Origin of the sequence: Pseudomonas sp. SJZ080, assembly GCF_007828295.1 — a bacterium.
Lineage (GTDB): Bacteria > Pseudomonadota > Gammaproteobacteria > Pseudomonadales > Pseudomonadaceae > Aquipseudomonas > Aquipseudomonas migulae_A.
The window spans coordinates 26,978-48,763 of the sequence record NZ_VIUK01000026.1; the positions used below are offsets into that span (position 1 = coordinate 26,978).

At 60.1% G+C, this 21,786-nt stretch carries 19 protein-coding genes; 13 read left to right on the top strand and 6 right to left on the bottom strand.

Annotated elements, in window-relative coordinates:
• Nucleotides 1-83: 83 nt before the first annotated feature.
• Nucleotides 84-956 carry a LysR substrate-binding domain-containing protein gene (locus FBY04_RS26395; protein ID WP_145318041.1) on the bottom strand — a complete coding sequence of 291 codons (873 nt, stop codon included), beginning with the start codon at nucleotides 954-956 and terminating at the stop codon, nucleotides 84-86.
• A 184-nt stretch (nucleotides 957-1,140) separates the two neighbouring features.
• Between FBY04_RS26395 and FBY04_RS32470 the strand changes: the two genes are divergently transcribed.
• Both FBY04_RS32470 and ccoM read left to right on the top strand, forming a co-directional pair.
• Nucleotides 1,141-1,302: a hypothetical protein gene (locus tag FBY04_RS32470; protein WP_008016476.1), complete on the top strand. Its 162-nt coding sequence runs from the start codon at nucleotides 1,141-1,143 to the stop codon at nucleotides 1,300-1,302.
• A 142-nt stretch (nucleotides 1,303-1,444) separates the two neighbouring features.
• Nucleotides 1,445-1,561, top strand: coding sequence for a cytochrome c oxidase subunit CcoM (gene ccoM / locus FBY04_RS33050; protein WP_007906619.1), 117 nt, complete (start codon nucleotides 1,445-1,447; stop codon nucleotides 1,559-1,561).
• A 228-nt stretch (nucleotides 1,562-1,789) separates the two neighbouring features.
• Here ccoM and FBY04_RS26400 read toward each other — a convergent pair whose 3' ends face one another.
• Both FBY04_RS26400 and FBY04_RS26405 read right to left on the bottom strand, forming a co-directional pair.
• Nucleotides 1,790-3,265 carry an inorganic phosphate transporter gene (locus tag FBY04_RS26400; protein WP_084321753.1) on the bottom strand — a complete coding sequence of 492 codons (1,476 nt, stop codon included), beginning with the start codon at nucleotides 3,263-3,265 and terminating at the stop codon, nucleotides 1,790-1,792.
• A gap of 377 nt (nucleotides 3,266-3,642) precedes the next feature.
• Nucleotides 3,643-3,843 carry a hypothetical protein gene (locus FBY04_RS26405; protein ID WP_084321752.1) on the bottom strand — a complete coding sequence of 67 codons (201 nt, stop codon included), beginning with the start codon at nucleotides 3,841-3,843 and terminating at the stop codon, nucleotides 3,643-3,645.
• 672 nt (nucleotides 3,844-4,515) lie between these two features.
• Here FBY04_RS26405 and pcaR point away from each other — a divergent pair.
• The 11 genes from pcaR to pcaC all read left to right on the top strand — a co-directional run bounded on the left by pcaR (nucleotide 4,516) and on the right by pcaC (nucleotide 15,352).
• Nucleotides 4,516-5,358, top strand: a complete 843-nt coding sequence (gene pcaR / locus FBY04_RS26410; RefSeq protein WP_084321751.1) for a pca regulon transcriptional regulator PcaR — start codon at nucleotides 4,516-4,518, stop codon at nucleotides 5,356-5,358.
• 127 nt (nucleotides 5,359-5,485) lie between these two features.
• Nucleotides 5,486-6,832 (top strand): MFS transporter, encoded by a 1,347-nt coding sequence (locus tag FBY04_RS26415; RefSeq protein WP_084321750.1) that lies wholly within the window; start codon nucleotides 5,486-5,488, stop codon nucleotides 6,830-6,832.
• 263 nt (nucleotides 6,833-7,095) lie between these two features.
• Nucleotides 7,096-7,953 (top strand): CoA transferase subunit A, encoded by an 858-nt coding sequence (locus tag FBY04_RS26420; RefSeq protein WP_084321749.1) that lies wholly within the window; start codon nucleotides 7,096-7,098, stop codon nucleotides 7,951-7,953.
• Nucleotides 7,953-8,732, top strand: coding sequence for a CoA-transferase subunit beta (locus FBY04_RS26425; RefSeq protein ID WP_084321748.1), 780 nt, complete (start codon nucleotides 7,953-7,955; stop codon nucleotides 8,730-8,732). Before FBY04_RS26420 ends, FBY04_RS26425 begins: the two co-directional genes overlap by 1 nt.
• Nucleotides 8,729-9,934 carry a 3-oxoadipyl-CoA thiolase gene (pcaF, locus tag FBY04_RS26430; RefSeq protein ID WP_174602678.1) on the top strand — a complete coding sequence of 402 codons (1,206 nt, stop codon included), beginning with the start codon at nucleotides 8,729-8,731 and terminating at the stop codon, nucleotides 9,932-9,934. Before FBY04_RS26425 ends, pcaF begins: the two co-directional genes overlap by 4 nt.
• A 36-nt stretch (nucleotides 9,935-9,970) precedes the next feature.
• Complete coding sequence (pcaH, locus tag FBY04_RS26435; RefSeq protein WP_084321746.1) at nucleotides 9,971-10,675, top strand: protocatechuate 3,4-dioxygenase subunit beta; 705 nt, start codon at nucleotides 9,971-9,973, stop codon at nucleotides 10,673-10,675.
• 1 nt (nucleotide 10,676) lies between these two features.
• On the top strand, nucleotides 10,677-11,243 hold the full coding sequence (gene pcaG / locus FBY04_RS26440; protein ID WP_145318044.1) for a protocatechuate 3,4-dioxygenase subunit alpha: 567 nt from the start codon (nucleotides 10,677-10,679) through the stop codon (nucleotides 11,241-11,243).
• Between the two features lie 188 nt (nucleotides 11,244-11,431).
• Nucleotides 11,432-12,736, top strand: coding sequence for an MFS family transporter (locus FBY04_RS26445; RefSeq protein WP_084321744.1), 1,305 nt, complete (start codon nucleotides 11,432-11,434; stop codon nucleotides 12,734-12,736).
• A gap of 45 nt (nucleotides 12,737-12,781) precedes the next feature.
• Nucleotides 12,782-14,146 (top strand): 3-carboxy-cis,cis-muconate cycloisomerase, encoded by a 1,365-nt coding sequence (locus FBY04_RS26450; RefSeq protein ID WP_145318047.1) that lies wholly within the window; start codon nucleotides 12,782-12,784, stop codon nucleotides 14,144-14,146.
• Nucleotides 14,147-14,157: 11 nt separating this feature from the next.
• Entirely contained in the window at nucleotides 14,158-14,949 is a 792-nt protein-coding gene (pcaD, locus tag FBY04_RS26455) for a 3-oxoadipate enol-lactonase (protein WP_145318050.1), read from the top strand.
• A gap of 10 nt (nucleotides 14,950-14,959) precedes the next feature.
• Complete coding sequence (gene pcaC, locus FBY04_RS26460; protein ID WP_084321741.1) at nucleotides 14,960-15,352, top strand: 4-carboxymuconolactone decarboxylase; 393 nt, start codon at nucleotides 14,960-14,962, stop codon at nucleotides 15,350-15,352.
• Between the two features lie 117 nt (nucleotides 15,353-15,469).
• Here the strand turns inward: pcaC and FBY04_RS26465 are convergent, their stop codons facing one another.
• From FBY04_RS26465 to emhB, 3 genes are all read right to left on the bottom strand, one after another.
• Nucleotides 15,470-16,729, bottom strand: coding sequence for an OprD family porin (locus FBY04_RS26465; RefSeq protein ID WP_145318053.1), 1,260 nt, complete (start codon nucleotides 16,727-16,729; stop codon nucleotides 15,470-15,472).
• A 433-nt stretch (nucleotides 16,730-17,162) separates the two neighbouring features.
• Nucleotides 17,163-18,623 (bottom strand): efflux RND transporter outer membrane subunit EmhC, encoded by a 1,461-nt coding sequence (emhC, locus tag FBY04_RS26470; RefSeq protein WP_084321739.1) that lies wholly within the window; start codon nucleotides 18,621-18,623, stop codon nucleotides 17,163-17,165.
• Nucleotides 18,623-21,784 carry an efflux RND transporter permease subunit EmhB gene (gene emhB, locus FBY04_RS26475; protein WP_084321738.1) on the bottom strand — a complete coding sequence of 1,054 codons (3,162 nt, stop codon included), beginning with the start codon at nucleotides 21,782-21,784 and terminating at the stop codon, nucleotides 18,623-18,625. Before emhB ends, emhC begins: the two co-directional genes overlap by 1 nt.
• Between the last annotated feature and the right edge of the window lie 2 nt (nucleotides 21,785-21,786).

The following is a 21,786-nucleotide window of genomic DNA, read 5'->3' on the forward strand; positions in this document are numbered from 1 at the left end:
ATCCTCCTGAATGAAGGCTTCAGCATGTTGGCGCGTGAGGTGTGCGACAAACGGATAGATTTAATTCGACGTATCCAAATAACTCATGCATGAGCCATTTCATTCAGCCATTCACCGAAACATTCCGCTGCGTCGCTTGAAGGCCGCTCGGGAGTGACCAGCCAATAACCGATTTCGCTAATGAACGGCGGGGTGTCGAAGGCTTCTACCAGCGCACCTTCCCTCAGTCGGCGTTCGATCAAATGAACTCGACCCATGGCAATGCCCTGGCCGGCCACGGCGGCTTCGACGACTATGTTGTAGTCGTGGAGCATTACGCTGGGGTAGTGGCTGAGGTCGATGCCGTTGCGCGCGCTCCAGTCGAGCCATTCGAACGGTTGATGGGATTTGGCCATGAGTAACGGGCCGATGCCGCTGCCCTGGGTTTTGAATGTCGGGCTACAAACCGGTGTCAGTGTTTCTGACATGAAGCGCTGAGCCCGGACTTTCGGCCAGCCGCCCTTGCCATAACGAATCGCCAGGTCGACTTCGCCACCGCCAACATCGGACAGTTCTACCGAAGGCAGCAGCTCGACATGGATGTGTGGATGGCGCGCGTTAAAGTCAGCCAGACGCGGCACCAGCCACAGCGTGGCGAAAGAGGCGAGGAGGCCGATGCGCAGGGTGGTTTCATGATGATCGTTGCCGCGCAGTTCGCGCGTTGCCAGCGCTATGGATTCCAGGGCCGGTTGAATCTGCCGGTAGTACGCTTCGCCGACTGGCGTCAGATCAATGGCCCGGGTGCGGCGGATAAACAGCCGCTGGTTCAGGAACTGCTCCAGTTTCTGCACTTGGTGGCTGATTGCGCTTTGGGTCACCGACAATTCATCGGCGGCCTTGATGAAGCTCAAATGGCGAGCCACGGCCTCGAAGGCGCGCAGGGACATCAAGGGTGGCAGATCCTGGTGCAATTCCACGGCGCGGGTCCTTTGGGTCCATCGCAAAAACGCGATTGTGCGGCGAAAAAACCGCGTCAGTACATATTTTGTTAAGCCGCTGTCACGCGGGTGACTGGTCAGCGCCGGCGCCAGACCGCATTATTGGCGCAATCCTGCCGAGCGATGCGGCAGCGGAATTCCTTCACGCGATGCACTGAGCGCCATGAGCCAAGACGACAAGCTGATCGACCTTAACGCTGAACGCGCCAAGCGCGTTCACGACCTCAACGACAAACGCCTGAATGAAGTGCGCCAGGCATTCGAACAAGCGATGCCTTTGGGTAAAGCGAAGAAGAAGCCGAAGAACAAACCGAAAAAGCGTTAAACCCCGCGCATCCGTTGATGCAGATCAGTTTTCCCCCTCCTTTGCGCCCTGTCTCGGGCGATATTGACCCCGGTCAATTTTCTCTCCTGCCTGATTGGTTAACTTAGCCCCATCGCAACAGGGCAAGTCCAGGAGGCCAGTCATGTTTTTCGACAACGTGGTGATCGCCGGAGTGCTGACAGTCGGCCTCATGGTTCTGTTTTTTGCAGGGTTTGGATTTTTTATCTGGAAGGATTCGCACAAGCGGAAAAAACCGTAGGTCTTTCTTGATGCAATGAGCACGCAAGGCATTTTGGGCAACTTCGGTTGCCCGCGATTTATAGGGCGGTGCCCATCTGTAGGAGCCGGCTTGCTGGCGATGGTGTATCAGCCGACACCCGCGTTGCTGACACGCCATCGCCAGCAAGCCGGCTCCTACGGGGTTTTGTGTGAGGCATGAAAAAGGCGCGAACCTCACGGAACGCGCCTTTTTCGTTGCAGCGATGTATCAGCTGCCCAGTGCCTTCGACGCCAGCCAGAACAGGCCGGCCGACAGGGCCACGGTCGCTGGCAGGGTCAGGACCCAGGCCAGCAGGATGGTTCTGACGGTACCGCCCTGCAGGCCGCTTTTGTTGGCGACCATGGTACCGGCCACACCCGAAGACAGGACGTGGGTGGTGGAAACCGGCAGGCTGAAGATGTTCGCCATGCCGATCAGGCTCGCGGTCGTGATCTGCGCCGACATGCCCTGGGAGTAAGTCATGCCTTGCTTGCCGATCTTCTCGCCGATGGTCAGTACCACGCGCTTCCAGCCCACCATGGTGCCCAGGCCCAGGGCCAGTGCTACCGCCAGAATCACCCAGAACGGGGCGTATTCGGTGGTGGTGGTCAGGTCTTTGCGCAGCTTGTCCAGGTCAGCCTTTTCACGGGCAGCGAGGCCGGGCAGCTTGCCGACTTTCTTTGCCGTGTCATCCAGGCAGAGCAGGTAGCGACGGACTTCGATACGGCTTTCCGCCGACAGCGAATGGTAGTCGGCGACACCTTTAAGGGTGTCGAGCAGGGCGGCGATGGTCGGTTCGGTCTGTTGCGGGTTGCAACGGAATTTCTCCGGCAGATCACCTTCCACGCTTTTGCCCAAGGCCAGGTATTCGCCCAGCGTATCGGCATTGCGCTTGTAGAACTGGTTCAGGTGCAGGGTCGCATCGCGAGTGCGTTCGATCTGGTAGGTGGTGCTGCCCAGGTCGAGTACGAACTGCGCCGGAACGATACCGATCAGCACCAGCATGATCAGGCCGATACCTTTCTGGCCATCGTTGGAACCGTGCACGAAGCTCACGGCCATGGCCGAAATCACCAATACCAGGCGGTTCCAGAACGGCGGATGCTTCTTGTCGTCGATCTTGCGGCGCTGTTCCGGCGTCTTGTGCATCTTCGACAGTGGACGCCACCATTTAAGGCCGATCAGGATCAACGCGGCGATCAGGAACCCGGCCATCGGCGAAAACACCAGCGAAGCCGCGATATCGATCGCCTTCTGCCAGTTGACGCCATCGGCCAATGGAATGTCGTTGATCAGGGCGTTGGCCAGGCCAACCCCGAGGATCGAACCGATCAGCGTGTGGGAGCTGGAGGCCGGGATACCGAAGTACCAGGTGCCCAGGTTCCAGGTGATGGCGGCGGCAAGCAACGAGAACACCATGGCCAGTCCGTGACCGGTGTTCACATTGATCAGCAGTTCTACCGGCAGCAGGTGGACGATGGCATACGCCACGCCAACACCGCCCAGCAGCACGCCGAGGAAGTTGAACACACCGGAAAAGAACACGGCCAGATGCGGCGGCATGGCTTTGGTGTAGATAACAGTGGCCACCGCGTTTGCAGTGTCATGAAAGCCGTTGATGAACTCGAAGGCGAGGACAAAGGCGAGGGCGAGCAAGAGGCTCACAAGCACCCAAGCATCCAGTCCGCTGAATAAATCGATCATGAAGGTTTTCTGACCCGGTCGTAAGGGGGCGCGATTATGCCAGAAAAGACTGTAAATCGATGCACTAGCTGCTCATCGGTAACATTCTTCAACGAATTAGTGGGTGGACACACCTCGAACTCCGGGTGTTTTCCGGGGTTTGCAAGTTGTTGAATTGCCTTGAAAAGCCCGCAGGCACAAGGGTTTCTCTCGAAACAGCGAGAGGCGCAAAGGCTTGTATGAAATATCTGGAAAGAGGGCAGGGCATGAGCCAATTACCTCATCAGATAGATGAGGTGGCCGCTGCCCGCTCGTAGCGGGCGCGAATGGCAACATCAATGCATCCCGCTTTTAACGGGGGCAGACGCAGGCCCTTGAAAGGAGTCAAGCCGAGGCGATCATGGCTCTTCGGCTTTGAGTTCCTTTTCCATCTTTTGCAGTTCCTGGGTAAAAGCCTGGTCCTGAACGGTGGCGCGTTTACGCCAGGGTTTGCGTTCCGGTTCGGGCTGAGCGGCGTAGGTGGTGACTTCCCCGCCGTAAACTTCCTTGTAACGTTGTTCCTGGCGCTCAAGTTCCGCGCGCAGTTCTTCTTTCGTCACAGTGCTACCTGTATGGGTTGAGATTAATTCTGGTAAATCGCGCTGCATCAAATGCATTGATCACGCTCGTCGAAAGGACAACGCCCGGAAGGGCATCGTTTTACGGCACGGCGATCAATACTTCCATGTTGCAGGCGGCCACGGCACCAGAGCAAAACAGCTGACGTAGCATCAGTTTCCTGTTTCAGCGAGCGCGCTGTCAGAGCATTTGAAATGAGTGTCAGGCGCTTGCTGCGGGCAACAGCGATGGAACATCGCGCTACCGGGTGACGGATCCGGCGAATAGAAAAACCGGGTCGTCACTGTATTGCATTATAGCGGTCGATTTGAAGAACACTATCGCCAAAGAGTTAAAAATGGATCTTCATGTGTGATCGTTTTATTACTTGCAAGTTTTTACCTTCACTTGGCCGCGCTGTCTTTCTGGCGTCATTAAGTCGAACAAGTTAGGACATTACTTGGGGCCTTTAACTCAGGGTTCAAGCACAGGGGTAAAACCATGTAATGGAGAAAGGGCGCACACGTGTCCGGCCAAGACTCTATAACGGCAACCGATTGCGATTATCGGTCGAGAGTTCGATAATCGCCCAGTCTCGGCTGCCTGTGGCTTGTGTGCCGAATTGGAGCCGCCTGTAATAGCCGTCGCCGATCCGTGTGGGAAAAGGACCTGATATGAACGAGCAAATGCGCAATTCCTTCGCTTCAGTAGCGCCGCCGATCGTCGCGTCGCCCGCCAAGCGAATCCAGGCCCTGACCGGCGATCCGGACTTCATGACCTCACTGGCCCGAGGCCTGGCCGTGGTGCAAGCGTTCCAGGAGCGCAAACGGCACCTGACCATCGCCCAGATCAGTCACCGCACGGAAATTCCCCGCGCCGCCGTGCGACGTTGCCTGCATACCCTGATCAAACTCGGTTACGCCACCACCGACGGTCGCACCTATTCACTGCTGCCCAAAGTGCTGACCCTCGGTCATGCCTACCTGTCCTCGACCCCGCTGGCGGTGTCTGCCCAACCTTATCTCGACCGCATGAGCGAACAACTCCACGAGGCCTGCAACATGGCCACGCTGGAAGGCGATGACATTTTGTACATCGCTCGTTCGGCGACGACTCAGCGGCTGATTTCCGTCGATCTGTCGGTAGGCGGACGCCTGCCGGCCTATTGCACCTCCATGGGCAGGATTCTTCTCGCGGCACTGGATGACACATCGCTGCGCGAATACCTCGACCACGCAGACCTGCAAGCCAAGACCAGCCGCACCTTGCACACTCCCCAAGCGCTGCTCGAATGCCTGCAGGAAGTGCGGCAACAAGGCTGGTGCATCGTCGATCAGGAACTGGAACAAGGCCTGCGGTCGATTGCCGTTCCTGTGTACGACGCTTCTGGGCAGGTAGTGGCGGCACTCAACGTCAGCACGCACGCCGCCCGGGTCAGCCGCAACGAGCTGGAGCAACGGTTCCTGCCGGGTCTGCTGGCGGCCAGCCGTAACCTCAGCGCGCAGCTGTTTGCCTAAGCTGTTCGATAATCGCCCAGACTCGCGCTTAACGAATTGACGCACTTTCCCCAGGATCACTAATGTCGCGGCAGCGCCAGCTCAGGCTGGCACCTGTCCGACTGTGTTCTTGCGTGGAATAAAAATAATGAACCAGCCTCAGTCTGCTGTAGGTAACTGCCTCGATGTGCAGTCCTTCATCAATGCTCAACCCATCTCGCGCTACCAGTGGCGAGTGGTGATCCTGTGTTTCCTGATTGTTTTCCTTGATGGCCTCGACACCGCGGCCATGGGCTTCATTGCGCCGGCGCTGTCCCAGGACTGGGGCATCGATCGCGCCAGCCTAGGCCCGGTGATGAGTGCGGCGCTGATCGGCATGGTCTTCGGCGCACTGGGCTCCGGCCCGTTGGCTGACCGCTTCGGGCGAAAAGTCGTACTGGTCGGCGCGGTGCTGCTGTTCGGCGCTTTCAGCCTGGCGTCCGCTTACAGCTCCAATGTCGATCAACTGCTGGTGCTGCGCTTTCTGACCGGCCTGGGTCTTGGCGCCGGGATGCCGAACGCCACGACATTGCTGTCGGAATACACCCCGGAGCGCAAGAAATCCCTGCTGGTGACCAGCATGTTCTGCGGCTTCAACCTCGGCATGGCCGGTGGCGGATTCATTTCGGCCAAGCTGATTCCGGCGTTCGGCTGGCACAGCCTGCTGTTGATCGGCGGAATTCTGCCGCTGATCCTTGCCGTCGTCTTGCTGTTCTGGCTGCCGGAGTCGGCGCGTTACCTGGTCGTGCGCAATCGCGGCACCGACAAAGTGCGCAAGGCGCTGGCGCCAATCGATCCCACTGTCGTCGCTCAAGCATCCAGCTTCAGCGTGCCGGAACAGAAAACCGTGAAGGCCCGTAACGTGTTTGCGGTGATCTTCTCCGGCACCTACAGCACCGGCACCCTGTTGTTATGGCTGACCTACTTCATGGGCCTGGTGATCGTTTACCTGCTGACCAGTTGGCTGCCGACGCTGATGCGTGACAGTGGCGCGAGCATGGAACAGGCAGCATTCATCGGCGCGCTGTTCCAGTTCGGCGGCGTATTGAGCGCAGTGGGCGTGGGCTGGGCGATGGACCGGTTCAATCCGCACAAGGTCATCGGCACTTTCTACTTGCTGGCCGGGGTGTTTGCCTACGCGGTAGGGCAGAGCCTGGGCAACATCACGCTGTTGGCGACGCTGGTGCTGGTGGCCGGGATGTGTGTCAACGGTGCGCAATCGGCGATGCCTTCGCTGGCGGCGCGGTTTTATCCGACCCAGGGGCGGGCGACCGGGGTGTCGTGGATGCTTGGCATTGGTCGGTTCGGCGCGATTCTCGGTGCGTGGATGGGGGCGACGTTGCTGGGGTTGGGCTGGAATTTTGAACAAGTGTTGACGGCGCTGGTGATACCGGCGGCGTTGGCGACGACGGCGGTGGTGATCAAGGGCATGGTCAGTCATGCGGATGCGACCTGATCCGGCTTGAAATGACGGCGTAGCACAAAAGATCGCAATCTCCGGCAGGCGTACGCGTTCTGGCGTAGGAGCTGCCGAAGGCTGCATCTTTTGTGCAGGCGACGACGATCGGTAGCGAGACAACAATCTGTTCGATAAACGAACACTTAGTCGATTATCGGATTGTTTGGTGTTTTGCACAGGCTTAACCTTCAGTCATTCCGGCGCGCGCATCGCGCCTTTTTCTACCACTGTCGGTTCATAACAAAACGGGAGCCTGCCCCATGGCTGAAATCCTTTCGCTGCACGACGCGGTGAAGCAATTCGTCAACGACGGCGATACCGTCGCGCTCGAAGGCTTCACTCACCTGATCCCTACGGCAGCGGGTCACGAAATCATTCGTCAGGGCAAGAAAGATCTGACGCTGGTACGGATGACGCCCGACTTGATCTACGACCAGTTGATTGGCGCCGGTTGTGCTCGCAAGCTGATTTTCTCCTGGGGCGGCAACCCGGGCGTCGGTTCGCTGCACCGTCTGCGTGACGCGGTCGAGAAGCAGTGGCCACACGCGCTGGAAATCGAAGAGCACAGCCACGCCGACCTGGCCAACGCCTACGTCGCTGGCGCCTCTGGCCTACCGTTCGCGGTGCTGCGTGCCTACGCCGGCTCCGACCTGCCGAAGGTCAACCCGCTGATCAAGAGCGTCACTTGCCCGTTTACCGGTGAAGTATTGGCGGCGGTGCCTTCGGTGCGTCCGGACATCACCGTGATTCACGCGCAGAAAGCCGACCGCAAAGGCAACGTGCTGCTGTGGGGCATTCTCGGCGTGCAGAAAGAAGCCGCACTGGCCGCCAAGCGTTGCATCGTCACCGTCGAAGAAATCGTCGACGACCTCAATGCACCGATGAACTCCTGTGTCCTGCCGACCTGGGCCTTGAGCGCGGTCTGCCACGTCCCTGGCGGTGCGCATCCGTCCTACGCTCACGGCTACAACGAGCGCGATAACCGTTTCTACCAGGCATGGGACCCGATTGCCCGCGACCGTGACACCTTCACCGCGTGGATCAACGAATACATCCATGGCAGCGCTGACTTCAGCGAGTTCCAGGCCAAGCTGGCCGCTGCATCGGAGGCGAAGTAATGACTTACACCACCAATGAAATGATGACCGTCGCCGCTGCCCGCCGTCTGAAGAACGGTTCCGTGTGCTTCGTCGGCATCGGCCTGCCGTCGAAAGCCGCCAACCTGGCGCGTCTGACTTCTTCGCCGGATGTAGTCCTTATCTACGAATCGGGTCCGATCGGTGCCAAGCCGAGCGTACTGCCACTGTCGATCGGTGACGGTGAACTGGCGGAAACCGCTGACACCGTCGTTCCGACCGGTGAGATTTTTCGCTACTGGCTGCAGGGCGGGCGCATCGACGTCGGTTTCCTCGGCGCCGCGCAGGTCGACCGCTTCGGCAACATCAACACCACGGTGGTCGGCGATTATCACCAGCCTAAAGTCCGTCTGCCGGGTGCCGGCGGTGCGCCGGAGATTGCCGGTTCGGCCAAAAGCGTTTTGATCATTCTTAAACAGTCGGCGCGTTCCTTCGTCGACAAACTCGACTTCATCACTTCGGTCGGCCACGGCGAGGGCGGTGATTCGCGCAAGCGTCTGGGGCTGCCGGGCGCCGGTCCGGTGGGCATCATCACCGACCTGTGCATCATGGAACCGGAAGCGGGCACCCATGAATTCGTGGTCACTGCGCTGCACCCTGGCGTGACCCGCGAGCAAGTGACCGCGGCGACAGGTTGGGCGATTCGTTTCGCCGAGACGGTTGAAAACACGGCCGAGCCGACCGAGGTCGAACTGAAAGCGCTCAGGGATCTGGAAGCCCGCACCGCCGCCGCCCATGGCCAAGCACCCGGAGAAGCGTGATGCGTGACGTTTATATCTGCGACGCGATTCGCACCCCCATCGGCCGTTTCGGCGGTGGCCTGTCAGCCGTTCGCGCCGACGACCTGGCCGCCGTGCCGATCAAGGCGTTGATGGAACGCAACCCGTCGGTGGACTGGAACGCGGTGGACGAGGTGTTCCTCGGCTGCGCCAACCAGGCCGGCGAAGACAACCGTAACGTAGCGCGCATGGCGCTGCTGCTGGCGGGCCTGCCGGAAACCATTCCGGGCGTGACCCTCAATCGCCTTTGCGCTTCGGGCATGGACGCGATCGGCACCGCGTTCCGCGCCATCGCCAGTGGCGAAATGGAGCTGGCGATTGCCGGTGGCGTCGAGTCGATGTCCCGCGCGCCGTTCGTGATGGGCAAGGCGGATGCGGCGTTCTCGCGCAACATGAAGCTGGAAGACACCACCATTGGCTGGCGTTTCATCAACCCGTTGATGAAAGCCCAATACGGTGTCGATGCCATGCCGCAGACCGCCGACAACGTCGCGGATGATTACGAAGTGTCCCGCGAAGATCAGGACGCTTTTGCACTGCGCAGTCAGCAGCGGGCAGCCGCCGCGCAAGCGGCAGGATTTTTCGCTGAAGAAATCGTCGAAGTGCGCATTGCCCACAAGAAGGGTGAAACCGTCGTAAGCCAGGACGAACATCCTCGCGCCGACACAACGCTGGAAACCCTGGCCAAACTGAAACCGGTCAATGGTCCCGACAAAACCGTGACTGCCGGCAATGCGTCGGGTGTGAACGACGGTGCCGCAGCGTTGATTCTGGCCTCGGCCGAAGCGGTCAAAAAACACGGTCTGACCGCTCGCGCCAAAGTGCTGGGCATGGCGAGCGCTGGTGTTGCACCGCGGGTAATGGGCATCGGCCCGGTCCCGGCGGTGCGCAAACTGACTGAACGCCTGGGCCTTGCCGTCAATGATTTCGACGTGATCGAACTTAACGAAGCCTTCGCCAGCCAGGGCTTGGCCGTACTGCGCGAACTGGGGCTGGCGGACGACGCAGCTCAGGTCAACCCGAACGGTGGCGCCATTGCCTTGGGTCATCCGTTGGGCATGAGCGGTGCGCGTCTGGTGTTGACAGCGTTGCATCAACTGGAAAAAAACGGTGGCAAGAAAGGTCTGGCGACCATGTGTGTCGGCGTCGGTCAGGGGTTGGCCTTGGCGATCGAACGCGTCTGACGCACAGCAGTGACAATAAGAACTGAGGAAAGCGAAATGACTGACAAGCCTGGTTACCGTCGCCCGCAGGAAGGCACCCAGCCGGAGTACCTGCACCCGACTTATCAATCCACCAACCTGCGATCGCCGTCCAAGCCGTTGGTGTTTCTGCCACATTCGTTGTCGGAAATTACCGGCCCGACGGTCGGTGCCGAGCGGGTCAGCGAGAAGGACAACGACCTGACCGCCCAGCACACGGGCGAGCCATTGGGCGAACGCATCATCATTCACGGGCGCGTGCTGGATGAAAACGGTCTGCCGGTGCCAGGGATTCTGGTGGAAATCTGGCAGGCCAACGCCGCTGGCCGCTACAACCATGCCCGCGACCTGCATGACGCACCGCTGGACCCGAACTTCACCGGCACCGGCCGTACCGTGACCGACGCCGATGGCTGGTACCAGTTCCAGACCATCAAGCCCGGCGCTTACCCGTGGGGCAACCACCACAACGCCTGGCGCCCGGCGCACATCCATTTCTCACTGTTCGGGCCGAGCATTCTGACGCGCCTCGTCACGCAGATGTATTTCCCCGGCGACCCGTTGCTGGCGTACGACCCGATCTACAACTGCGTGCCGGACACCCGCGCCAAAGAGCGCCTGATTGCCAGTTTCGACCTGGAAAAAACCATCCCTTCCTACGCCCTCGGTTATCGCTGGGACATCGTATTGCGCGGCCGCGATGCCACGCCGATGGAGAAATAAGATGACGCTGACTGCGACCACGTCCCACACCGTCGGGCCGTATTACCACATCGGCCTGACCTGGCTGAACCGCGAAAACCTGACCGTCGAACAAACCCTGGGCGAGCGCGTGGCGATCACCGGGCAAGTCGTCGACGGCAACGGCGATGTCGTCAATGACGCGATGCTGGAAGTCTGGCAGGCCAACGCCGCTGGCAAATACGATCACCCCGAAGACGATCAGGACAAACCCCTGGACCCGAACTTCGAAGGCTTTGGGCGGATTCCGGTGGATGCCGAAGGGCGCTTCCGGTTCAGCACGATCAAGCCGGGCACGGTGGAAGGCCTGAAGGGCACGACCCAGGCACCGCACCTGGTGGTGCTGGTGTTTGCTCGCGGGTTGGTGAAACACTTGCTGACGCGAATTTACTTTGATGGCGAGCCGGCCAACGTATCGGATCCGCTGCTGGAGTGCGTGCCGGCTGAGCGCCGCAATACCTTGCTGGCGAAGCAGGATGCGTCCGGTGTGTACCAGTGGAATGTGATTCTGCAAGGCACCGATGCGGAGACGGTGTTCTTCGACTACTGAAAACACCGCCCCCTGTAGGAGCCGGCTTGCTGGCGATTGCGGTGTGTCATTCAACATTGATGACACTGACATACCGCTATCGCCAGCAAGCCGGCTCCTACAGCGGGACGTGTCGCTTGTGTCATCTGTGGAACGGGACTGTTGCAAAGTGTGTCTAGACTGTCACCGTCCCCAAAGAGTGAAGAACAATGACAACCCCTACCGCTATTCCAGCGCATTACACCGGCGAGGAGCGCAGCAAGCGCATCTTCGCGATTGTCGGCGCCTCGTCCGGCAACCTCGTCGAATGGTTCGACTTCTACGTCTACGCCTTTTGCGCGATCTATTTCGCCCCTGCCTTTTTTCCGTCCGATAACCCGACTGTGCAGCTGGTCAATACCGCTGGCGTGTTCGCCGCCGGGTTCCTGATGCGGCCGATTGGCGGCTGGATTTTCGGCCGTGTCGCGGACAAGCACGGGCGCAAGAATTCGATGCTGATATCGATTCTGATGATGTGCTTCGGCTCGCTGCTGATCGCCTGCCTGCCGACCTACAAGGACATCGGCGTCTGGGCGCCGATCATGCTGCTGTTCGCGCGCTTGCTCCAGGGGTTGTCGGTGGGCGGCGAGTACGGCACCACCGCGACCTACATGAGCGAAGTTGCGCTCAAGGGCCAGCGCGGTTTTTTCGCCTCGTTCCAGTACGTGACGCTGATTGGCGGACAACTGCTCGCGGTGTCGCTGGTGGTGATCCTGCAGCAGTTCCTCACTGAAGATGACCTGCGTGCCTACGGCTGGCGGATTCCGTTCGTGGTCGGTGCGGCCGCGGCATTGATCTCGCTGTTTCTGCGTCGCTCGCTCAAGGAAACCACCAGCAAGGAAATGCGCGACAACAAGGACGCCGGCAGCATCCGCGCTTTGTTCCGCGACCATAAAGCTGCGTTCATCACCGTGCTTGGCTACACCGCCGGTGGCTCGCTGATTTTCTACACGTTCACCACGTACATGCAGAAATACCTGGTGAATACTGCCGGCATGCACGCCAAGACCGCCAGTTACATCATGACCGGCGCACTCTTTCTATATATGTGCATGCAGCCACTGTTCGGCATGCTCGCCGACAAGATCGGCCGACGTAATTCGATGCTGTGGTTCGGTGCTTTGGGTACGTTGTTCACCGTACCGATCCTGTTGAGCCTGAAAAGCGTCAGCAGTCCGTTCCTGGCCTTTGTGTTGATCACCGTGGCGCTGGCGATCGTCAGTTTCTACACCTCTATCAGCGGCCTGGTGAAAGCCGAAATGTTCCCGCCGGAAGTGCGCGCATTGGGCGTTGGCCTGGCGTATGCGGTGGCGAATGCGATCTTCGGCGGCTCGGCAGAATACGTGGCGCTGAGCCTCAAAGCCGTGGGCATGGAAAACTCCTTCTACTGGTACGTCACGGTGATGATGGCGGTGGCGTTTCTGTTCAGTCTGCGTCTGCCGAAACAGGCGAAATACTTGCACCACGACCTTTGATCCATCTGCGTGGGCCACACCGGCCCACGCCTTAAGGGACTGTTTATGAACCAGCAACCGGGCAATCAACTGTTCGATGCTTATTTCACTGCCCGCGATATGCGTGACGTGTTCTGCGATCAGGGCCGGGTTCAGGCCATGCTCGATTTCGAAGCAGCGCTGGCTCGGGCCGAGGCGTGTGTCGGACTGATTCCGCAAGCGGCGCTCGCGCCTATCGAAGCGGCCTGCCGCGCCGAACATTACGACTTTGCGGCCCTCGGCGAGGCGATTGCCACGGCCGGCAATTCGGCGATTCCGTTGGTGAAAGCGTTGGGCAAGCAGATCGCAAGCACCCATGCGCAAGCCGAGCGCTATGTGCATCTGGGCGCGACCAGCCAGGATGTGATGGACACTGGCCTGGTGCTGCAACTGCGCCGGGCACTGGAACTGATTGAAGGCGATCTGGCGCAACTGGGCGAAACCCTCGCGACGCAAGCCTTGCGTTTCGTCGCCACGCCGCTGGCCGGACGCACCTGGTTGCAACACGCGACGCCGGTCACCCTGGGCATGAAGATCGCCGGTTGGCTGGGCGCCGTCACCCGCAGCCGGCAACGCCTGCAAGAACTCAAACCGCGTCTGCTGGTGCTGCAATTCGGCGGCGCCTCCGGCACCCTCGCGGCCCTTGGCGAGCAGGCAATGCCGGTTGCGCAAGCGCTGGCCGGGGAACTGCAACTGACCTTGCCCGATCAGCCCTGGCACACCCAGCGTGATCGCCTGGTGGAATTCGCTTCGGTGCTGGGACTGATCGCCGGCAGCCTCGGCAAACTTGGCCGCGATATCAGCCTGTTGATGCAGACTGAGGCGGGCGAAGTGTTCGAACCTTCGGCGCCGGGCAAGGGCGGCTCTTCGACCATGCCGCACAAACGCAACCCGGTGGGCGCTGCGGTGTTGATCGGCGCGGCTACCCGCGTGCCCGGTTTGCTCTCGACCCTGTTCAGCGCGATGCCGCAGGAACACGAGCGCAGTCTGGGCCTGTGGCATGCCGAGTGGGAAACCCTGCCGGAAATTTGCTGCCTGGTGTCCGGCAGCCTCAAACAAGCGCTGCTGGTGGCGGACGGACTGGAAGTGGACGCCGAACGCATGGCCCGCAATCTCGACCTGACCCAAGGCCTGGTGCTGGCCGAGGCGGTGAGCATCGTCCTCGCCCAACGGGTCGGCCGCGACACCGCGCACCATCTGTTGGAACAATGCTGCAAGCGCGCCGTGGCCGAGCAACGGCATTTGCGCGCGGTCCTCGGCGACGAGCCGCAAGTGACCGCCGAACTCTCGCCTGCTGAACTCGATGATCTGCTGAACCCTGCCCACTATCTCGGTCAATCCCGTACGTGGGTCGAGCGAGCGGTGGCTGAACATTCTGCGTTGACTGCCTGAAGGAGATTGCTGTGGCTTTCGTACAACTCGCCGAGGGCGAACTGAATTACCAACTCGATGGGCCTGAAAACGCGCCGGTGCTGGTGCTGTCCAATTCGCTGGGCACTGACCTGCACATGTGGGACGCGCAGATTGCGGCGTTCACCGAACATTTCCGGGTGCTGCGTTTCGACACGCGCGGGCACGGCAAATCGCTGGTCACGCCGGGGCCGTACAGCATCGAGCAACTGGGCCGTGACGTGCTCGCGTTGCTGGACGCGCTGCACATCGATAAAGCGCATTTCTGCGGCCTGTCGATGGGGGGCTTGATCGGCCAGTGGCTGGGCATCCATGCCGGTGATCGATTGAACAAACTGGTGGTGTGCAACACCGCGGCGAAAATCGGCGATCCGTCGATCTGGAACCCACGCATCGAAACCGTGCTGCGTGACGGCGCGGCGGCCATGGTCGCGCTGCGCGATGCGTCGATTGCGCGCTGGTTCACCGCGGATTTTGCCGAAGCCAATCCTGCGGCGGCCAAGAAGATTACCGACATGCTCGTAGCCACTTCGCCAGAAGGTTATGCGGCCAATTGTGCGGCGGTACGCGATGCCGATTTCCGTGATCAGCTGTCCTCGATCAAGGTGCCGCTGCTGGTGATCGCCGGTACTGAAGACGCCGTGACCCCGCCGTCCGGTGGGCACTTCATCCAGGAAAAGGTGCAGGGCGCCGAGTACGCCGAGTTCTACGCCGCACACCTGTCCAACGTTCAGGCCGGTGCTGAGTTCAGTGACCGAGTGCTGGCGTTTCTGTCAGCTGATTGAGGGGATTGCTGTGGACGAGAAACAACGTTACGACGAGGGCCTGAACGTCCGCCGCGCCGTGCTCGGCGACGCACACGTCGACCGCAGCCTGAACGCGCTGACCGAGTTCAACTCGGAGTTTCAGGAAATGATCACCCGCCACGCCTGGGGCGACATCTGGACCCGTCCGGGTTTGCCGCGCCACACCCGCAGCCTGATCACCATTGCGATGCTGATCGGCATGAACCGGGAGGGCGAACTCAAACTTCACCTGCGTTCCGCGGCCAACAATGGCGTGACCCGTGGCGAGATCAAAGAAGTCATCATGCAGAGCGCAATCTACTGCGGCATCCCGGCGGCGAATGCGACGTTTCATTTGGCGGAATCGGTTTGGGATGAGTTGGGGGTTGAATCCCGGGAATAGACCAAACACCACAAACCTGTAGGAGCCGGCTTGCTGGCGATATGAACGACGCGGTTTGTCAGGCAGACCGCGCCGATCCTATCGCCAGCAAGCCGGCTCCTACAGGATTTTGCAGGTTTACAACAAACTGATCGGATAGCTGACGATCAACCGGTTCTCGTCGAACTCGTTGTTGCTGTAGTCGCGGCGCATGGTCGAGTTGCGCCATTTGACGTTCAGGTTCTTCAGCGCACCGCTCTGCACGGTGTAGCCCAGTTCACTTTCGCGTCCCCATTCCTTGCCGTCGGTGACGGTGCCGGTGTGCACGTTTTCGCCGCTGATGTAGCGGTTCATCAGGGTCAGGCCGGGAATACCGAGCGCGACAAAGTTGTAGTCGTGACGCACCTGCCAGGATTTTTCCCGGGCGTTGTCATAACTGGAGTTGTAGCTGTCGTTGGCCAGGGTGCCACCGCTGGTGCCGTTGACCCGCATCCAGGCGCTGTCGCCGGTGAGTTTTTGCAGGCCGACGTAGAAGGTGTTGCCGCCGTATCTGGCCGAAAGCAACCCAGACCAGGTCTTGTTGTCCAGATCACCGGCGCGGGCACTGCCGTCATCCTTGCCGTAGAAGAAACCGAGGTTGGCCCCCAGGGTCCAGTCGCCAATGGGTTGCGTGTGAATCAGGTTGACGTATTGCTGGCTGTAGATGTCCTTGAGTTCGGCGTTCCACAGGCCGATTTGTGTGCGCTTTTCGTTGAACAGGTATTCACCGCCCTGGAAGTAGAAGCGGTCGGAGGTGAACGCCGCTTTGCCGGTCATCGACAGGTCGTTCATGCTGCTGTCGTCACGGGGGCTGTTCTGGCGGAACTGGCCGCCGTAGAGCGTCAGACCATTGATTTCCTTCGAGGTGATCTGGCCGCCACGGAAGGTTTGTGGCAACGAGCGCCCATCATCCGAACGCAGGATCGGCAGCACCGGCATCCATTCGCCGACCTTCACTTCGGTCTGCGACAGCTTGGCCTTGAACGCCACGTTGGTGCGACCGAAGCTGTCTGCCGGGCGACCGTCGTGGTCCAGCGGCAGCAGTTGCGTGCCACCGGTGCCTTTGCCGCCGTCGAGTTTCACCGAGTACAGCCCCAGCACATCCATGCCGAACCCGACGGTGCCCTGGGTGAACCCGGACTTCGCGTCGAGGATGAAACTTTGTGTCCACTCTTCAGCCTTGCCCTGCGCCTTGGTCGGGTTGGTGAAGTTGCGGTTGATGTAGAAGTTGCGCAGGTTGAGGTTGACCTTGGCACCTTCGACAAAACCTGACTCTTCGGCCGTGGCGGGCAGGGCCATGCCAGTCAGTGCGATGGCGATCAGGCCGGGAAAGACGTACTGCGCAGTGGAAGGGGTCATGTGCTCGGGTCTCTCTGATTCTTGGGGATGAAACGGGTTGATGCCGCAACCGCCGGGTTGCAGACAAAAAATTCGAATTCAAATGAAACGGGGGCGAGATCAGCCGGACAGGGCAGGGCGCGGGGGCATGGTGTCGAACCTGTTGTTATTGGTTTTGTGTGGCGAATGGTGCGGGGAATGAACTGGATGGTTCAATTGGTAAAAGCGGGTTTTGGGCGGTTATCGAACGTAAGATGGGTCCGGTTTTGGGTTGCCTGTGCCGGCCGCATCGCGAGCAAGCCCGCTCCCACATTTGACCGCATTCCTGATGGAAGAACTCGGTCGTATGTGGGAGCGGGCTTGCTCGCGATGGCGCCAGTATTGCCAGCACACCTTTCCCCGCAGCCAATAAAAAGCCCACCAAACGGTGGGCTTCGTGTTTACAGCAGCTCGATCAGAACAACTTCAGCTTCGGCGCTTCTTCTTTCAGCGGCTCGACTTTCGCCGTCTGCTCATTCCAGCCACCGCCCAGTGCCTTGTACAGATTCACGGCGCTGGTCAGTTGCGCCAGACGGTCGGTGATCAGTGCCTGCTGGGCACTGAACAGCTGACGCTGGGCATCGAGGAAGGTCAGGTTGCTGTCGACGCCAATGCGATAACGACGCTCGGCCAGGCGGTAGTAGTCCTGGTTGGCGGTGACGAAATCACGTTGGGCCTGCAATTGCTCGGTGTAGGTCTGGCGGGCGGCCAGGCCGTCGGCGACTTCCTGGAAGGCCGTTTGAATGGACTTCTCGTAGTTCGCCACGCCGATGTCTTTCTGGATTTTCGAGTAATCCAGGCTGGCGCGCAGGCTGCCGGCGTTGAAGATCGGCAGGTTGATTTGCGGCTGGAACAACCAGGTGCCCGAACCACCCTTGAACAGGCCGGACAGGTCCGGGCTCAAGGTACCGGCGTTGGCGGTCAGGCTGATGCTCGGGAAGAACGCAGCGCGCGCCGCGCCAATGTTGGCGTTGGCCGCTTTCAGGTTGTATTCGGCCTGAAGGATGTCCGGACGACGTTGCAGCAGGTCCGACGGCAGGCCGGGCGGTACGTCGCTCAGCAGGTCATCAGACAGCGGCTTGGCTTCTCGCAGATTGGCCGGGATGCCGGTGCCGAGCAGCAGCACCAGGCTGTTTTCATCCTGGGCGACCTGACGGGTGTAGCGGGCCAGTTGCGCACGGGCGTTTTCCACCGAGGTACGCGACTGCGCCAGGTCCAGGGCGGAAGCCACACCCACTTCGTTGCTGCGCGAGGTGAGCTTGTAGCTCTCCTCGAACGCGCCAAGGGTGTCTTGAGTCAGCTTGCGCAGTTCTTTGTCAGCCTGCCAGGTCAGGTAGGCATTCGCCACGCTGGCCACCAGGCTGATTTGCGTGCTGCGACGGCCTTCTTCAGTGGCGAAGTATTTCTGCAGCGCTTCTTCGCTGAGGCTGCGAACCCGACCGAACAGGTCGAGTTCATAAGCACTGATGCCAACGGTAGCGGAATAGGAACTGGTGATCCCCGCTTGGCCCGTCTGCGAAGCATCCGCCGGAACCCGCTGGCGGCTGCCGGTGCCGTTGGCCGAAATGGCCGGGTACAGGTCCGCACGCTGGATGCGGTACTGCGCCGCGAACGCGTCGATGTTCAGCGCCGCGACACGCAGGTCACGGTTGTTTTCCAGGGCGACCTGGATCAGCTGTTGCAATGCCGGGTCATGGAAAAACTGCTTCCAGCCCTGTTCGGCGGCGGCCTGTGCAGGCGCCTGGGTCGGCGAATACGCCGGACCTTGCGGGTACTGCGCTGCCACCGGTGCTTCAGGCTGCTGATAATCGGGTATCAGCGAGCAGCCGCTCAGCACGAAGGCCGCGACTGCGATGGAGAGTAGCGACTTGCTCATTAGCCAGCCTCTTTAGAAGGTTCGATAGCGTCGTCCTGATCGGCGGTTTTACGCTGACCCATGGCCGACACGGTGACAAAGAACAGCGGGACCCAGAAGATCGCCAGTACGGTGGCGGTGATCATACCGCCAATTACCACGGTACCGATGGCGTGTTGGCTGCCCGAGCCGGCGCCGCTGGAAATGGCCAGCGGCACCACGCCGAGAATGAATGCCAGGGAGGTCATGATGATTGGCCGCAAACGCATGCGGCAAGCCTCAATGGCAGCCTCCTGCAAGCTCTTGCCCTGTTCATGCAGATCCTTGGCGAACTCGACGATCAGAATGGCGTTTTTCGCCGCCAACCCGATGGTGGTCAACAGACCCACGAGGAAGTACACATCGTTGGACAGACCCCGCAGGCTGGTGGCCATCAGCGCACCGATAATCCCCAGCGGCACCACGAGCACGACCGCAATCGGAATCGACCAGCTTTCATACAGCGCCGCCAGACACAGGAACACCATCAGAATCGACAGCGCGAACAGCGCAGGCGCCTGGGAGCCCGCCAGTCGTTCTTCATACGACAGACCGGTCCAGGAAATGCCGACACCGGCCGGCAGTTTCTGGGCAAGCGCCTCGACTTCGGCCATGGCTTCACCGGTGGAATAACCCGGAGCAGGGGAACCGAGGATTTCCATCGCTTCTACGCCGTTGTAACGGGCCAGTTTTGGCGAACCGTAAATCCACTCACCCTTGGCAAATGCGGTGAAAGGAACCATGGTCCCGGCGCTGTTGCGCACGTACCACTTCTTCAGGTCTTCGGGGCTCATGCGCGCGCCGGGCTCGCCTTGCACGTAAACCTTCTTCACCCGACCACGGTCGATGAAGTCGTTCACATAGCTACTGCCCAGAGCAATCGACAGGGTATTGTTGATGTCGGCGATGGTAATGCCCAAGGCACTGGCCTTCTCGTCGTCAATTTCCAACTGATACTGCGGCTCGTCGTTCAGACCGTTCGGACGCACTTGCGACAGCACTTTGCTTTGCGCTGCCATGCCGAGGAACTGGTTACGGGCAGCCATCAGCTTTTCGTGACCAATACCGGCGCGGTCTTGCAAGAACACGTCGAAACCGGTGGCGTTACCCAACTCCAATACCGCTGGCGGCGCGAAAGCGAACACCATGGCGTCACGGAAGGTGAAGAAGTGCTGTTGGGCACGGGCCGCGACTTTGAACACATTGTTGTCGGCGTTACGTTCATGCCATGGCCGCATCATGATGAACGCCATGCCCGAACTCTGGCCACGGCCGGCGAAGTTGAAGCCGGTCACGGTAAACACCGAGTTCACCGCATCGCCTTCACCGCCATCCTTGCTTGGGCGCAGCAGGTATTCACGCATTTCGTCCACGACGACCTGGGTGCGCTGGGCCGTCGAACCGGCCGGGGTCTGCACTTGGGCAAACAGTACGCCCTGGTCTTCCTCGGGGAGGAAGGAGGAGGGAATGCGCATGAACAACCAGATCATGCCGACGACGATGATCACGTAGGCCAGCAGGTACGGTGCCTTGTTGCGCAGAATATTGCCGACACCACGCTCGTAGCTTTTCACGCTACGGTCAAAGTTGCGGTTGAACCAGCCGAAGAAGCCGCGTTTCGGAACGCCGTGCTCACCCTTGGGAATGGCTTTGAGCATGGTGGCGCAGAGTGCCGGGGTGAAGATCAGTGCCACCAGTACCGACAGGGCCATGGCCGAGACGATCGTGATGGAAAACTGCTTGTAGATCACACCGGTCGAGCCGCCGAAGAATGCCATTGGCAACAGTACCGCCGAGAGCACCAGGGCAATACCGACCAACGCACCCTGGATCTGCCCCATGGATTTCTTGGTGGCCTCCTTAGGTGACAGGCCTTCTTCGCTCATGACCCGTTCGACGTTTTCCACCACGACGATGGCGTCGTCCACCAACAGGCCGATGGCCAACACCATGCCGAACATGGTCAGGGTGTTGATGCTGAAACCGAACGCCGCGAGGATGCCGAAAGTACCCAGCAATACCACCGGCACCGTCATGGTGGTGATGACAGTGGCGCGGAAGTTTTGCAGGAACAGGAACATCACCAGGAACACCAGCACGATCGCTTCGACCAGGGTTTCAACCACACCCTTGATCGACTCGGTCACCACGGGCGTGGTGTCGTACGGGAACACCACTTCCATCCCTTGCGGGAAGAATGGCTTGAGGCTGTCGATGGTCTTGCGCAGGGCCTTTGCGGTGTCGAGGGCGTTGGCGCCGTTGGCCAGTTTCACCGCCAGACCGGAAGCCGGGGCGCCGTTGAACTGGGCGTTGATGCTGTAGTTTTCACCACCCAGACCGACATCGGCGACATCTTTGAGGCGAACCTGGGAGCCGTCCTTGTTGACTTTGAGCAGGATTTTGCTGAATTGCTCGGCGGTCTGCAGGCGGGTCTTGCCGATGATCGTCGCGTTCAACTGAGTGCCGGGCATGGCCGGCAGGCCGCCGAGCTGGCCGGACGATACCTGGACGTTTTGCGCGGCGATGGCGGTTTTGACGTCTATCGGGGTCAGGTTGAAGTTATTCAGCTTGGCCGGGTCGAGCCAGATACGCATGGCGTACTGGGAACCGAACACCTGGAAGTCGCCCACGCCGGCTGTCCGCGAGATCGGATCCTGCATGTTGGAAACGATGTAGTTGGACAGGTCGTCCTTGGTCATGCTGCCGTCACGCGAGACCACGCCGATCACCAGCAGGAAGTTCTTCACCGCCTTGGTGACGCGGATACCTTGCTGCTGTACTTCTTGCGGCAGCAGCGGGGTGGCCAGGTTCAGTTTGTTCTGGACCTGAACCTGCGCGGTATCGGAGTTGGTGCCTTGCTCGAAGGTCGCCGTAATCGTCATGGTGCCGTCAGAGTTACTTTCCGAGGACACATAACGCAGGTTGTCGATACCGTTGAGCTGCTGTTCGATCACCTGTACCACGGTGTCTTGCACGGTTTGCGCCGAAGCGCCCGGATAGGCCACGGAAATGGCGATCGCCGGAGGCGCAATGCTCGGGTACTGGTTGATCGGCAACTTGAGGATCGATAGAGCCCCGACCAGCATGATCACCAGGGCAATTACCCAGGCGAAAATCGGACGGTCGATAAAAAATTTCGACATGG